This is a genomic window from Streptomyces sp. NPDC052773 (assembly GCF_044547145.1).
Taxonomy (GTDB): Bacteria; Actinomycetota; Actinomycetes; order Streptomycetales; family Streptomycetaceae; genus Streptomyces.
The window spans coordinates 72360-86743 of record NZ_JBITZX010000023.1 but is presented as its reverse complement, the minus strand read 5'-3'; the positions used below and the strand labels follow the sequence as shown (position 1 = coordinate 86743).

At 71.5% G+C, this 14384-nt stretch carries 11 protein-coding genes and 2 pseudogenes; 1 reads left to right on the top strand and 12 read right to left on the bottom strand.

Annotated elements, in window-relative coordinates; all coding sequences use genetic code 11:
• The 9 genes and pseudogenes from ACIG0D_RS33855 to ACIG0D_RS33815 form a co-directional block, all read right to left on the bottom strand.
• Positions 1–342 (bottom strand): annotated as a pseudogene (locus ACIG0D_RS33855) (3-dehydroquinate synthase); the annotation flags it as partial.
• Positions 288–692: pseudogene (locus ACIG0D_RS33850) on the bottom strand (shikimate kinase); the annotation flags it as partial. The pseudogenes ACIG0D_RS33855 and ACIG0D_RS33850, both read right to left, overlap by 55 nt.
• 32 nt (positions 693–724) lie before the next feature.
• A complete protein-coding gene (gene aroC, locus ACIG0D_RS33845) occupies positions 725–1909 on the bottom strand; it encodes a chorismate synthase (RefSeq protein ID WP_365763789.1) in 1185 nt (394 codons plus the stop codon).
• Positions 1910–2153: 244 nt separating this feature from the next.
• Positions 2154–2981: a shikimate dehydrogenase gene (locus ACIG0D_RS33840; protein WP_399808846.1), complete on the bottom strand. Its 828-nt coding sequence runs from the start codon at positions 2979–2981 to the stop codon at positions 2154–2156.
• Complete coding sequence (gene mltG, locus ACIG0D_RS33835) at positions 2981–4696, bottom strand: endolytic transglycosylase MltG (RefSeq protein ID WP_399808843.1); 1716 nt, start codon at positions 4694–4696, stop codon at positions 2981–2983. The genes ACIG0D_RS33840 and mltG overlap by 1 nt, the downstream gene beginning before the upstream one ends.
• 119 nt (positions 4697–4815) lie before the next feature.
• Positions 4816–5280, bottom strand: a complete 465-nt coding sequence (gene ruvX / locus ACIG0D_RS33830) for a Holliday junction resolvase RuvX (protein WP_399808841.1) — start codon at positions 5278–5280, stop codon at positions 4816–4818.
• On the bottom strand, positions 5280–7952 hold the full coding sequence (gene alaS, locus ACIG0D_RS33825) for an alanine--tRNA ligase (RefSeq protein WP_399808838.1): 2673 nt from the start codon (positions 7950–7952) through the stop codon (positions 5280–5282). The genes ruvX and alaS overlap by 1 nt, the downstream gene beginning before the upstream one ends.
• The gene (locus ACIG0D_RS33820; protein WP_399808835.1) at positions 7952–8311 is read right to left on the bottom strand and encodes a hypothetical protein; all 360 of its coding nucleotides are present in this window, start codon (positions 8309–8311) and stop codon (positions 7952–7954) included. The genes alaS and ACIG0D_RS33820 overlap by 1 nt, the downstream gene beginning before the upstream one ends.
• Before the next feature lie 8 nt (positions 8312–8319).
• Positions 8320–8775 carry a DUF948 domain-containing protein gene (locus ACIG0D_RS33815; protein WP_399808832.1) on the bottom strand — a complete coding sequence of 152 codons (456 nt, stop codon included), beginning with the start codon at positions 8773–8775 and terminating at the stop codon, positions 8320–8322.
• A 153-nt stretch (positions 8776–8928) separates the two neighbouring features.
• Here ACIG0D_RS33815 and ACIG0D_RS33810 point away from each other — a divergent pair, with 153 nt between their 5' ends.
• Positions 8929–11091 (top strand): ATP-binding protein, encoded by a 2163-nt coding sequence (locus ACIG0D_RS33810; protein ID WP_399808830.1) that lies wholly within the window; start codon positions 8929–8931, stop codon positions 11089–11091.
• A 22-nt stretch (positions 11092–11113) separates the two neighbouring features.
• Here ACIG0D_RS33810 and rpsD read toward each other — a convergent pair whose 3' ends face one another.
• From rpsD to ACIG0D_RS33795, 3 genes are all read right to left on the bottom strand, one after another.
• The gene (gene rpsD / locus ACIG0D_RS33805; RefSeq protein WP_365763773.1) at positions 11114–11728 is read right to left on the bottom strand and encodes a 30S ribosomal protein S4; all 615 of its coding nucleotides are present in this window, start codon (positions 11726–11728) and stop codon (positions 11114–11116) included.
• Positions 11729–12031: 303 nt separating this feature from the next.
• Positions 12032–13387 carry a replication-associated recombination protein A gene (locus tag ACIG0D_RS33800; protein WP_399808827.1) on the bottom strand — a complete coding sequence of 452 codons (1356 nt, stop codon included), beginning with the start codon at positions 13385–13387 and terminating at the stop codon, positions 12032–12034.
• A gap of 48 nt (positions 13388–13435) precedes the next feature.
• On the bottom strand, positions 13436–14101 hold the full coding sequence (locus ACIG0D_RS33795; RefSeq protein ID WP_399808824.1) for a vitamin K epoxide reductase family protein: 666 nt from the start codon (positions 14099–14101) through the stop codon (positions 13436–13438).
• Positions 14102–14384: the final 283 nt, after the last annotated feature.

Below are 14384 nucleotides of genomic sequence, written 5' to 3'. Positions count from 1 at the left end.
GATCGCGACCGCCTCGTAGCCCTGCCCGGCCAGATCGGCGCGCAGCGCCTCGCCGGTCTCGGCCAGCGCCTCGGGGTGGATCACGGCCACCCGGGTCACGTTGTCGCCGATCAGTCCGGCCAGCTCGCCGAGGAGCTGCCGGCCCACCAGGACCTCGTAGGGCGCGCCGGCGGCGGTGCCGCCGACCTGGATCCGCGTCACGGACTCGCTCATGCTTCCTTCAACTCCAGTGCGTCCAGCACCGCCTGGGCGACCTCGTCCGGCGTGCGCTCGTCGGTGGCCACGACCGCGCGGGCCACCTCCTCGTACAGATGCCGGCGCGCCTCCATCAGCTCGCGCCACTGCTTGCGCGGGTTGACCGCCAGCAGCGGCCGGGCGGCGTTCAGACCGGTGCGCCGGGCCGCTTCCTCGACGTCCATCGACAGGTACACCACGCGCTGCCCGGCGAGCAGGGCGCGGGTGTCGGCGTCGAGGATCGCGCCGCCGCCGAGCGCCAGGACACCGTCGTGCTCGGCGAGTGCCCTGTGCACCGCCCGCTTCTCGAGGGCCCGGAAGGCGGGCTCGCCCTCGTCGACGAAGATGTCGGCGATGGCGCGGCCCTGCTCGGCGACGATGTCGTCGTCGGTGTCCCGGTAGCCGACCCCCAGCCGCTCCGCGAGGAGCTGCCCGACGGTGGACTTGCCCACGCCCATCGGGCCGACCAGGACGACGACAGGACCGGTGCTCATCGGATGTGCAGGTTGTCGAGGTACGACCGCACGTTGCGGCGGGTCTCGGTGACGCTGTCGCCGCCGAACTTCTCCGCCACCGCGTCCGCCAGCACCAGCGCGACCATCGCCTCCGCGACGATGCCGGCGGCCGGCACCGCGGAGACGTCGGAGCGCTGGTGGTGGGCCTGGGCCGCCTCGCCGGTGGTGACGTCCACGGTCTGAAGCGCGCGCGGCACGGTCGCGATCGGCTTCATCGCCGCGCGGACCCGCAGCAGCTCACCCGTGGTCAGCCCGCCCTCGGTGCCCCCGGAACGGCCCGACACGCGCCGGATGCCCTCCGGCGTGTTCACGATCTCGTCGTGCGCCTTCGAACCCGGCACCCGCGCCAGCTCGAAACCGTCGCCGATCTCGACACCCTTGATCGCCTGAATGCCCATCAGGGCACCGGCGAGCCGCGCGTCCAGCTTGCGGTCCCAGTGCACGTGCGAGCCGAGGCCGACCGGCACTCCGTACGCCAGCACCTCCACCACACCGCCGAGCGTGTCACCGTCCTTGTGCGCTTGGTCGACCTCCGCGACCATCGCCTTGGAGGTGTCCGCGTCCAGGCAGCGCAGCGGGTCGGCGTCCAGCTTCTCGACGTCGGCCGGGGTGGGGTACACGCCCTGCGGGGCCTTCACCGAGCACAGCTCGACGACGTGCGAGACGATCTCGATCCCGGCGGTCTCCTTCAGGTACGACCGCGCCACCGCGCCCAGCGCGACCCGCGCCGCGGTCTCACGCGCCGAGGCCCGCTCCAGGATCGGCCGGGCCTCGTCGAAGCCGTACTTCTGCATCCCCGCCAGATCCGCGTGGCCGGGCCGCGGCCGGGTCAGCGGCGCGTTGCGCGCCAGGCCCGCCAGCACCTCCGGGTCCACCGGATCGGCCGCCATGACCTGCTCCCACTTCGGCCACTCGGTGTTCCCCACCATGATCGCCACCGGGGAACCCAGGGTGAGCCCGTGCCGGACACCACCGAGGAAGGTGACCTCGTCCCGCTCGAACTTCATCCGCGCACCGCGCCCATAGCCGAGCCGCCGCCGCGCCAAGTGATCCGCCACCATCTCCGTGGTGACCGGCACGCCGGCGGGAAGGCCCTCCAGCGTCGCGACGAGTGCGGGACCGTGGGACTCCCCCGCGGTCAGCCAGCGCAACCTGCTCAACGGTGCTCCTCAGTGCTCGCGCCCTGGTACTGCCCTGCCGACGCGTGTCGTCGCGTACGGCGGTGGCGCGACCGGGGTGCGCGGCCCTGGCCCGCCACCTCCGATCCTCCCACGTCCCGGCGGTTGTCCCATCCGCCGGTCCACCAGGCGGACGGGAGGGCGTCGCAAACGAGCCGCGGAAACCGGCGGCGGGAGCGTGAGGAGCCGGTCCCGCGTTCCGGAGGGACGCGGCGCGGAACCGCGTCTAGCGTTCCGCGAGGGCGCGCTCGCCCGCGCGGCGCATCGCGGCCACGGGGGCGGGTGCGCGGCCGGTCATCTGTTCCACCTGGAGGACGGCCTGGTGGACGAGGAGGTCGAGTCCGCTGACGACGGCACCGCCGTACGCGGACCAGCGGGCCGCGAGGGTGGTCGGCCAGGGGTCGTAGAGCACGTCGAAGAGGGCTGCCGGACGCTCCGGGATGGCGGCGGCCAGGGCGTCGGTGGCGCCCGCCGGGGTGGTGGCGATGACGAGGGGCGCGCGCAGCGCCTGCTCGGCGCGGGCCCAGTCCACGATGCGGACCTGGACGTCCAGCCGCTCGGCCCACTGCCGCATCTCGGCGGCCCGGGCCTCGCTGCGGACGTAGACGGCGATCTCGCCCGTGCAGATCCGGGCCAGCGCGGCGAGGGCGGAGGAGGCGGTGGCGCCGGCGCCGAGGACGGCGGCGCCGTCGACCTTGTCGATGCCGTGCTCGGCCAGGGCCGCGACCATGCCGGGGATGTCGGTGTTGTCACCGGTGCGGCGGCCGTCCTCGTGGAAGACGACGGTGTTGACGGCGTCCACCGAGGCCGCGGTGTCGCTGATCTCGTCGAGCAGCGGGATGACCGCCCGCTTCAGCGGCATGGTGACCGACAGGCCCGCCCACTCCGGGCCCAGTCCCTCGACGAAGCCCGGCAGCGCCTGCTCGTCGACGTCGAAGCGGTCGTACGTCCAGTCGGTCAGCCCCAGCTCCGCGTAGGCCGCGCGGTGCAGCACCGGGGAGAGGGAGTGGGCGATCGGCGAGCCGAGAACGGCGGCTCGGCGGGATGGTGCCATCAGTTGTTCCTCGAAGCGTTCCACTCGTCGACCAGGCGCTGGTGCTCCGCGTTCGTCCTGGTGAACTTGCTGGTCTTGCCGTCCATCGAGATGAAGTAGTACCAGCCGTCGTCGGTCGGATCGAGCGCGCCCTTGATCGCGTCCTCGCCCGGGTTGCTGATCGGTCCGGGCGGCAGACCGCGGTAGTAGTACGTGTTGTACGGGTTGTCGTAGTTCCTGAGCTCCGCGAGGGTCAGGTCGATCTTGCTCTGGTTCTTGATGTAGTTGTACGTGGAGTCGAACTCCAGCATGCCGTTGGTCTGCGGGTTCGCGGGCTCGAGCCGGTTGTAGATGACCTCGGCCATCTTGCGGAAGTCGTCGTGGCTGGTGCCCTCGGCCTGGACGAGGCTGGCGACGGTGACCAGCTGCCACGGGTTCTCCAGGCCCAGGCTCTCGGCCTTCTTCTCGACGCCCAGTTCCTCGTAGGTGGCGCCGGCGCGCTGGACCATCTGCCGGAGCACGTCCTCGGGCTTCTGACCCTTGGCGACCGGATAGCTGGAGGGGAAGAGGAAGCCTTCCAGCGGGTCCTTGACGTCCTTGTGGTTCTGCGCCCAGTCGGGCAGGCCGAGGTCCTTCCATTCCTCCTGGGCGACCTTGGCGGTGGTGCCCGCCGGAACCTCCAGGCGCTGGTCGATGAGCTTGTAGATCTCGGCGTTGCGCCTGCCCTCGGCGATGATCAGGTTGTTCTTGCTCTCGGGGCTGAGCATGAGTTCGACCGCGTTGTCGGCCGACATCTCCTTCTCCAGCGTGTACACGCCGTCCTGGATGCTCTTGCCCTGCGGATTGGCGTTCTGGGCGGCGACGAAGGCGTCGACGCTCTTGACGACCCCGGCCCGCTTGAGGATGTTGCCCATCTCGGAGCCGCTCGCGCCCGGCGGGATGGTGACGGAGACCTGCTCGCCGTTGCCGTCGCCCGTGAAGTCCGGGGCGGCGCCGAAACGATCCTGGTAGAACTGGAGCCCGAAGTAGCCGACGCCCGCGAGGCCGCCGCCGAAGACCAGGACGACCACCAGGCAGGCGATGCCGTTGCGGCTCTTCTTGTTCTTGCCGCCGCGGCCCCGGCGCTCGCCCCGGCCGCCCCGCCCGCGCCGGTCGCCCGGCTGCTCGTCGTCGGTGTCGTCGTCCTCGCCCGCGAAGAAGGCGGCTTCGCCCTGGTCGGGGCCCGGGTCCCAGTCGGTGTGGGGTTCGGGTTCGCCGCTGCGGCGGGCCGGCGGCTCCGGCGGCGGATAGGCGTCCGGGGTGCCGTAGAAGTCGGGCTGCTCCCCGCCGTAGCCCGCCGCCTGCTGGGTGTACGGGTCGACCGGTTCGGCGGGGTACGGGATCTGCGGCTGCGCGCCGGTGGCCCAGCCGCCGCCGTTGTCGTACGACTGCTGCTGGTCGTGCTGCGATCCGCCCTGCTGGTCGTACTGCTGACCGCCCTGGCCGGGGTACTGCTGCTGACCGTAGTCCTGGTACTGCTGCTGGTCCTGGCCGTATCCGGCCTGGTCTCCCGTGCCCCAGTCGCCGTACTCCGACTGCTGGGTCTGCTGCGACTGCTGCGGATAGTGCTGGGGCCGGCCGCCGTAGGCGGACTGCCCGCCCTGCTGGGCCTGCTGTCCTCCCCATCCGCCGTCCCCGTACAACGGGTCCTCCGGATGCCACGGTTCGGAGCCTTGGCCCCGGCCATACTCAGTCATCGATCCCCTAGAGCCGCGAGGCGGCGGTCGCGGCCCTCCGGCTCGGTTCCGTACCGCCTCTTGCTGTGCGGCGGCTGTTCGAATGCCGCCGCATCGCGCGGAACGTTACCGTATCGCGATCAGATGACCACTTCGACGCCCTCACCGGGTGCTTTACCTGACACCCGTTCGGATTCCAGCGCCTGTTGGAGGATGATCACCGCCGCCGCCTGGTCGATGACGGACCGGCCCTTCTTGGACTTCACCCCGGAGGCGCGCAGTCCCTGACTGGCCGTCACCGTCGTCATGCGTTCGTCTACGAGTCTCACCGGAACCGGCGTGATCATACGCGCGAGTTCCTGGGCGAAGCCGCGGACCTTGGCCGCGGCCGGGCCCTCGCCCCCCTTGAGGGAGCGCGGGAGCCCGACGACGACCTCGATCGGCTCGTACTCCTCGACCAACTGCTTCAGCCGGCGCTGGGCGGCCGGGACGTCCCGGCCGGGGACGGTCTCCACCGGCGTGGCGAGGATCCCGTCGGGGTCGCACGAGGCGACCCCGATCCGGGCGTCCCCGACGTCGACGGCGAGCCGGCGTCCTCTGCGCATTACTTGGCCGTCTCCGCGACCAGGCGCTCGACGGCCTGTACGGCGTCGCCGATGGCGGCCGGGTTCTGGCCGCCGCCCTGGGCGACGTCCGGCTTGCCGCCACCGCCGCCGCCGAGAGTCTTGGCGGCCGTGCGGACCAGGTCGCCGGCCTTCAGGCCGCGCTCGCGGGCGGCCTCGTTGGTGGCGATCACCGTCAGCGGCTTGCCGCCCGCCGTGGTGAACAGGGCCACCACGGCGGCCCGGCCGCCCTGGATACGGCCGCGCACGTCGAGGACCAGCTTGCGCAGGCCGTCGGCGGTGGTGCCGTCCGGGACCTGGCCGGTGACCAGGGCGACGCCGTGCACGTCCTTGGCGGACTCGGCGAGGCCGGCGGCGGCCTGGAGCACCTTCTCGGCGCGGAACTTCTCGATCTCCTTCTCGGCGTCCTTCAGCTTGCCGAGCATGGCGGAGACCTTCTCCGGCAGCTCCTCCGGACGGCCCTTGAGCAGCTCGGTGAGCTGGTTGACGACCGTGTGCTCCCGGGCGAGGAACTGGTAGGCGTCCACGCCGACCAGGGCCTCGATACGGCGCACGCCGGAGCCGATGGAGGACTCGCCGAGCAGCTTCACCAGACCCAGCTGGGAGGTCTTGTGCACGTGCGTGCCGCCGCACAGCTCCTTGGAGAAGTCGCCGATGGTGACGACACGCACCCGCTCGCCGTACTTCTCGCCGAACTCGGCGATGGCGCCCTGCTTCTTGGCCTCGTCGATGCCCATGACCTCGGCGTGCACCGAGAGGTCGCGGGCCAGCACCTCGTTGATCTTCTGCTCGACGTCGGTCATCACCGTCTGCGGCACGGCGGACGGGGAGCCGAAGTCGAAGCGGAAGCGGCCGGGCTGGTTCTCGGAACCGGCCTGGGCGGCCGTCGGGCCGAGGGCGTCGCGCAGGGCCTGGTGGGTGAGGTGGGTGGCCGAGTGGGCGCGGGCGATGGCCGAGCGGCGCCTGGCGTCGATCGAGGCGTGGGCCTTGGCGCCGACGGTGACCTCGCCGACCTGGACGACACCCTTGTGGACGTAGACGCCCGGGACCGGCTTCTGGCAGTCGCGGACCTCGATGACGGCACCGGTGTCGACCTTGATCTTGCCGGTGTCGCCGATCTGGCCGCCGCCCTCGGCGTAGAACGGGGTGCGGTCGAGGACGATCTCGACCTCGTCGCCCTCGGTGGCGGCGGGCGAGGAGACGCCGTCGACGAGGATGCCGACGACCGTGGACTCGCCCTCGGTGTCGGTGTAGCCGATGAAGTCGGTGGCCCCGGCCTTGTCGGCGATCTCCCGGTAGGCGCCCATGTCGGCGTGGCCGGTCTTCTTGGCCTGGGCGTCGGCCTTGGCGCGCTCCCGCTGCTCCTTCATCAGGCGGCGGAAGCCGTCCTCGTCCACGGACAGGCCCTGCTCGGCGGCCATCTCCAGGGTGAGGTCGATCGGGAAGCCCCAGGTGTCGTGGAGCAGGAACGCCTTGTCGCCGGGGAGCACGGTGGAGCCGGCGGCCTTGGTCTCGGCGACGGCGGTGTCGAGGATGTTGGTGCCGGCCTTCAGCGTCTTGAGGAAGGCGTTCTCCTCGGCGAGGGCGACCTTTTCGATGCGCTCGCGGTCGGTGATCAGCTCGGGGTACTGCTGCCCCATCATGCCGATCACGACGTCGATCAGGTCCTTGACGACCGGACCGGTGGCGCCGAGCAGGCGCATGTTGCGGATGGCGCGGCGCATGATGCGGCGCAGCACGTAACCGCGGCCCTCGTTGCCCGGGGTGACGCCGTCACCGATGAGCATGGTGGCGGTGCGCATGTGGTCGGTGACCACGCGCAGGGAGACGTCCGAGTCGTGGGCGTCGCCGTAGCGGACACCGGTCAGCTCGGTGGCCTTGTTGATCACGGCCATCGAGGTGTCGATCTCGTACATGTTCTGCACGCCCTGCAGAATCATGGCGAGCCGCTCGAGGCCGAGGCCGGTGTCGATGTTCTTGCTGGGCAGGTCGCCGAGGATCTCGAAGTTGTCCTTGCCGGTGCCCTCGCCCCGCTCGTACTGCATGAAGACGAGGTTCCAGATCTCCACGTACCGCTCGTCGTTGACGGCGGGGCCGCCCTCGACGCCGAACTCGGGGCCGCGGTCGTAGTTGATCTCGGAGCAGGGGCCGCACGGGCCGGGCACGCCCATGGACCAGAAGTTGTCCTTCATGCCCAGGCGCTGGATGCGCTCCTTGGGCACGCCGACGACCTCGTGCCAGATCTGCTCGGCCTCGTCGTCGTCCTGGTAGACGGTGATCCACAGGCGCTCGGGGTCGAGGCCGTAACCGCCCTTGTCCTGGGGCGTGGTGAGCAGCTCCCAGGCGAGCTTGATGGCGCCTTCCTTGAAGTAGTCGCCGAAGGAGAAGTTGCCGCACATCTGGAAGAACGTGCCGTGCCGCGTGGTCTTGCCGACCTCTTCGATGTCGGGCGTGCGCACGCACTTCTGCACGCTGGTGGCGCGCGGGAACGGCGGCTTGACCTCACCCAGGAAGTAGGGCTTGAAGGGCACCATGCCGGCCGGGACGAGGAGCAGAGTCGGGTCGTCCGCGATGAGCGACGCCGAAGGGACGACGGTGTGCCCGCGCTCCTCGAAGAAGCTCAGCCAGCGACGGCGGATCTCAGCCGACTCCATCAGTGGTCCTCATTCCGGTTGTTGTACGAGTTGTTGTACGGGTACGTCGTGGTCTCGATGTACCGGGGGTCGTTGCGGTTCTCGATGGCGGCGAGGCGCCGCGGCGGGGTGAGTTCCAGGTCCGCGTTGAGGCCGAGCGCGTCCTCCAGCTCGGCTTCGCGCTGGGCCATGTTGTCGCGGACGTCGAGGGCGAAGCCCACCGCGCGGTCCTTGAGCCGGTGACCCGCCTCGATCGCCTTGTTCGCCGCGGTCGCGGCCAGGCTCTCGGGGGTCAGCTGCTTCAGCTTGCGGTTGACCTTGGTGGTGGCCCACACACCGGCGGCGACACCCGTGGTGAACCAGAACGTACGGCGGAACATCGCTCGGTTCAGTCCTTCTTTCCGCGGAGGTTCCGCTTCGCCCGCCGCGAGGCCGGGACGGTCCGGCCCACGATCACGGTACGCCGCGGCGCTCGGTCGGGCATGTCGTCCTTGCGGCCGCTCAGCGCCCGGCGCACGCCGTAGCCGAAGGCCGCGACCTTGACCAGCGGGCCGCCGAAGGTGGAGGCGACGGTGGTCGACAGCGCGGAGGCGTTCGACGTGACCTCCTGGACGTCGGAGGCGATCGCGTCGACCCGGTCGATCTGGGTCTGCGCGGAGCGCACCGCCGCGGAGGCGTCGGCCAGCAGCGGGACGGCCTGGTCGGTCACGTCCGCCACGAGCTTGGTGGTCGCCTTGAGCGTCTGGGCCAGCCTCGCGAGAGCCACCGCGAGGAAGGAGACCAGGATCGCCCAGAAGACGGCCACCAGGATCCCGGCCACCTCTCCACCGGACACCTTGTGCACCCGCTCCCTGAAACGTGCCTGTACATCGAGAAAGTCGTGCACCGAGCCTATCGCGCCGGGGCTGCCGCTCCGTACCGGATTAGGGCCCGCGGGCAGCGGAGTTGCGCCCGGCGATTGTACGGAGTGCATACGATTCAGTACGCTCCGTGTGTCATGCGGGATCATCAGCGCGGCGACACCTCCCTGACCGGCAATCTCCCTGCGGAGCTCGACGGATTCGTCGGACGGGACTCAGAACTCGGTGCCCTGGCGGCGGCGCTCGACACCTCGCGGCTGGTGACCGTGACCGGGGTCGGCGGGGTGGGCAAGTCGCGGCTCGCGGCGCGCGCCGCCGCCCGGTCCGCGCCGCCCGGCGGGGTCTGGCGGGTGGAGCTGGCGCCGGTCTGCGATCCGGAGTTCGTCGACCACGCCGTCGTGGAGGCCCTGGGGCTGACCGACCACACCCCGCGCCTGCCCCGTGAGACGCTGCTCGGCCATCTCGCCGGGCGCGAACTGCTGCTGGTGCTCGACGGGTTCGAGCACCTGGTGGAGACCGTGGCCGGACTGGTGGTCGAACTGCTGCGGGGCGCGCCGGGTCTGACCGTGCTCGCCGTGGGACGCCGGCCGCTGGGCGTGGCCGGTGAACGGCTCTTCCCGCTGGACCCGCTCGGCGAGGACGACGCGGTCGAACTGTTCGCGGACCGGGCCGCGCGGCAGGGGGTCGGACCCGGTGACGGGCGGCGCGTCCGGGAGCTGTGCCGACGGCTGGACGGGATCCCGCTGGCGATCGAACTGGCCGCGGGACGGCTGCGGGCGCTGAGCGTCGAGCAGCTTCTCGACCGGCTCGACGACCGGTTCCGGCTGCTGACCGGCGGCGGGCGGGAGGCGCTGCCCCGCCATCGGACGCTGCGCACCGCGATCGGCTGGAGCCATGAGCTGTGCACCCCGGAGGAGCGGCTGCTGTGGTCGCGGCTGGCGGTGTTCGCCGGGCCGTTCGACCTGGAGGCGGCCGAGTACGTCTGCGGCGGGCACGGGCTGCGCGCGGACGACGTCCTCGACGTGCTGTCGGAGCTGATCGCGCAGTCGGTGGTGGCGCGGGAGGAGACCGCGGCGGGAGTGCGCTACCGGATGCTGGACACGGTCCGCGCATACGGCGCCGAGTGGCTGGAGGCGACCGGTGACGCGGACCGGCTGCAGCGGCGGCACCGGGACTGGTACATGGGCCTGGCGACCTGGTGCGAGCTGGACTGGTTCTCGCCGCGCCAGTCCGAGGTGGCCGCGCGGGTCGAGGCGGAGCTGCCGAATCTGCGCGGGGCGCTGGAGTACTGCCTGACCGAGCCGGACGAGGCGCATCTGGGCCAGTACCTCGCGGGGTCCCTGTGGTTCTGCTGGGTCGGCTGCGGCCGGCTGTCGGAGGGCCGGCACTGGCTGGAGCGGGCGCTGGCGCTGGACTCCGGGCACGAGCAGCCCCGGCTGAAGGCGCTGTGGGTGCTCGGTTACGTGGCCATCCTCCAGGGCGACGCGGTGCCCGCCCTGGCCGCGCTCCAGGAGTGCCGGGAGGGTGCGGAGCGGTCGGCGAGCCCCACGGCGCTGGCGTACGCCGAGCACCGCACCGGTTGTCTGGCGCTGGTCACGGACGACATGGCGCGTGCAGAAACGCTGCTGCGGTCGGCGCTGCACCGCTACCGGGAGATCGGCGAGCTGAACAGCAACGTCCTGATGGGTCAGGTGGAGCTGGCCATGACCCGGGCGTTCCAGGGCGATCTGCCGGACGCGGTCCGGCTGTGCGAGGACGTGCGCCGGGTGTGCGAGGACCACGGCGAGCGGTGGGCGCGGGGATACGCCCTGTACGTCCTGGCGTACGCGGCGTGGAGCGAGGGCGATGCGGGGCGTGCCCGCGCGCTGCTGACCGACTGCCTCTCCGGTGCGCACGGTTTCCGGGATCTGCTCGGCTGCGTGCTGTCGATCGAGCTGCTGGCGCTGGTCACGGCGACCGAGGGCGACCTCGCGGAGGCCGCGGTCCTCCAGGGTGCGGCGTCCCGGATGTGGCCGTCGGTGGGGCTGCCGCTGTTCGGCTCGGCGCACTACAACGGGCCGCACGAGCTGTGCGAGGCGATGGCCCGCGAGGGCCTGGGCGACGAGCGCTACGAGGCGTGTGTGCGGGAGGGCGAGCGGCTGGACCGGGAGGAGGCGGTCGGCCGGGCGCTGCGGCCGGGGCGCGGCCTGGACGCGGTGCCGGGACCGCGCGGGGCGGTGCGGCGTATCCAGGGACCGGCCGCGGACATGCAGAAGCCCGCCGCCTCGCCCACCCGGAAGGGCGGGGAGACGACGGGCTGACGCGAGGGGTGCTACACCCGGATCAACGGGCGTAGTACTCGACGACGAGCTGCTCGTCGCAGATCACCGGGATCTCCTTGCGGTTCGGCTCGCGGTCCAGGCGGAACGCCAGGGCCTTGAGGTTCACCTGGAGGTAGCGCGGGGTCTCGCCCTCCGGGGCGAAGCCACCCTCGCGGGAGATCTGGAACAGCGTCTTCTCGCGGCTGCGCTCGCGGACCTGGACGACGTCGTCCGGACGCACGCGGAAGGACGGCTTGTCGACCTTCTGGCCGTTGACCTCGATGTGGCCGTGGACGACCATCTGGCGGGCCTGGTAGATCGTGCGGGCGATGCCCGAACGCAGGACCAGGGCGTCCAGACGCCGCTCGAGCTCGACGATCAGGGCCTCACCGGTCTTGCCCTGCACCTTGGAGGCACGCTCGTAGGCGCGGACCAGCTGACGCTCGGAGATGTCGTACTGCGCGCGCAGACGCTGCTTCTCCAGCAGACGGACCTTGTAGTCCGAGTTCTGCTTGCGGCCGCGGCCGTGCTCACCCGGCGGGTAGGGACGGGCCTCGAAGTACTTGACGGCCTTCGGGGTCAGCGCGATGCCGAGGGCACGCGACTTCTTGACCTTGGGGCGGGACTGGTTCGCCACTGTTTCTCATTTCCTAGGTTCGGCTTGTCAGGGTTTCGGGAGGTCGCATCCGCAGCCGGGGAAACCCGCCGGGTCCGGGAGGGACCTGTCGGGCAGCCGCTCCCCTTGCTGGGCACATACGTGCAGCACGCGAGTGGCCCACCGACCGTTCCCGGGCGCTTGCCGGGTGGGTGGTGGGCTGCCCGCGACACCTTCGACGGTGCGCGACGCTCCTGGAGCCGATCCCAGGAGGACCGGGGCTCCGGCTGACTGTCCCGTTCTGACTGCACGGGACGCAGCACTTCAGGCGAGTCTACAGGGTGCTCAGGACCGTCTGCGACCGAGGTGTTTCCGGGTCCACTCCACCGCGTCCGCGTACCGCGCCTCCGCGCCGTGCCGGGTCGGGGTGTAGTACTCCCGGTCCTTCAGCGCGTCCGGGGCGTACTGCTGGGCGGCGATGCCCTCGGGCAGGTCGTGCGGGTAGACGTATCCCTGCCCGTGGCCGAGCTTGGTCGCGCCCTTGTAGTGGGAGTCCCGCAGGTGGGCGGGGACCGGGCCGGCCAGTCCCTTGCGGACGTCCTCCAGGGCGGCGCCGATCGCGGTGGTCGCGGAGTTGGACTTGGGCGCGAGGGCGAGGGCGATGGTGGCGTGGCTGAGGGTGAGGGCGGCCTCGGGGAAGCCGATCATGGCGACGGCCTGGGCGGCGGCGACCGCGATGGGCAGTGCGTGGGGGTCGGCCAGGCCGATGTCCTCGCTGGCGGAGATCATCAGCCGGCGGGCGATGAACCGGGGGTCCTCGCCGGCCTCGATCATGCGGGCCAGATAGTGCAGGGCGGCGTCGACGTCGGAGCCGCGGATGGACTTGATGAGGGCGCTGGCGACGTCGTAGTGCTGGTCGCCGTCGCGGTCGTACTTCACCGCGGCGCGGTCGACCGTCTCCTCCAGGGTGGTGAGGGCGATCTCCGTCTCGCCCTTGGCGAGCGCGGCCCCGGCGGCGGCCTCCAGCGCGGTCAGCGCGCGGCGGGCGTCGCCGCCGGCGATGCGCAGCAGATGCTCCTCGGTGTCCTCGGGGAGCGCGACGGCGTCCTTGAGTCCGCGCTCGTCGGTCAGCGCCCGCCGCAGCAGTCCGCGGATGTCGTCGTCCGTGAGGGGTTCGAGGGTCAGCAGCAGGGAGCGGGACAGCAGGGGGGAGATCACCGAGAAGTACGGGTTCTCGGTGGTCGCCGCGATCAGGGTGACCCAGCGGTTCTCGACGGCCGGGAGGAGGGAGTCCTGCTGGGCCTTGCTGAAGCGGTGGATCTCGTCGAGGAAGAGGACGGTCTCCTTGCCGTATCCCCCGGTGGCGCGGCGGGCGCCGTCGATGACCGCGCGGACCTCCTTGACGCCCGCGGTGATCGCGGACAGCTCCACGAAGCGTTTGTTGGTGGCCTTGGAGACCACGTACGCGAGGGTCGTCTTGCCGGTGCCGGGCGGGCCCCACAGGATCACCGAGGACGGTCCGGCCGGTCCCCCGGAGCCCTCGCCGACCAGCCGGCGCAGCGGTGAGCCGGGCTTGAGCAGGTGCTGCTGGCCCACCACCTCGTCGAGGGTGCGCGGGCGCATCCGCACGGCCAGCGGGCTGCCGGCCGGGTCCTTCTCCTGGCGTTCTTCTGCGGCGGCGGTGAACAGGTCGGGCTCCACGCTGGAAACCCTAAATCACCCCACTGACAATGCCGCCGGGCCCGGGGGTCAGGCCCAGAGGCTGGCGCCCCAGCGGGTCAGGATCAGCATGACGATGATGCCGGTGTGGGTGACCGGCAGCACCCAGGTGAACTCGCCGAGGAACCGCTTCACACCGGCCGGGGCGGGCAGGAAGTCGTTGCGGATGTTGAACGAGGTCACGTACCAGAACATGACGATCGTGGCGACCCAGGCCAGCGAGCACCACAGGCACAGCGCGTTGATCTCGTACAGCGACTGGATCATCAGCCAGGTGCAGAATCCGACACCGAAGAGGGTGCCGGCGTTGAAGGTGAGCCAGTACCAGCGCGGGAAGCGGGCGCGGGCGAGCAGGCTCATGCCGACGCCGATCACGACGGCGTAGGTGACGAGGCCGAGCATCGGGTTGGGGAACCCGAAGACGGACGCCTGCTCGCTCTCCATGACGCTGCCGCAGGACACGATCGGGTTGAGGCTGCAGCTGGGGGTGAACGTCTCCCCGCTGACCTTGCCTTCGAGGATCTTGAACTTGTCGATCGTGATGACCCAGGCGGCGAGCAGTCCCGCCGCGCCGGTGATGACCAGCAGCAGGGCGAAGGCACGGCTGCCGCCGACCGCGCGCGGTCCGGCGGCGTCGCCCTGCGGCCGGGGCCGCGGCTCGGGCTCGGTGGAGACGTCCTGCACTGTCTTGCTCATCACGCCGATTCCGTCACTTGAGGAGGGTGGACCTGCTTCCGGCACCGGACATTGTGCCGCAAGCACCTGTGGGTCCACCGTTCGCTGCGCATAAGGACATACGGCCGAGGGACGACCACCGTTCGGATCCGGACAGCGTGGAGGCGACTACGAGGGGGGGGGGGGGGGGGTGGCGGCGCCCCCCCCCCCCCGCCCCCCCGCGGGCCGCCCGGCGGCCCCCCCCCCCGCCACCCCCCCCCCCCCCACGGGGTGGGCCCCCCCCGGCGGGGCGCCCGCCGCCCAG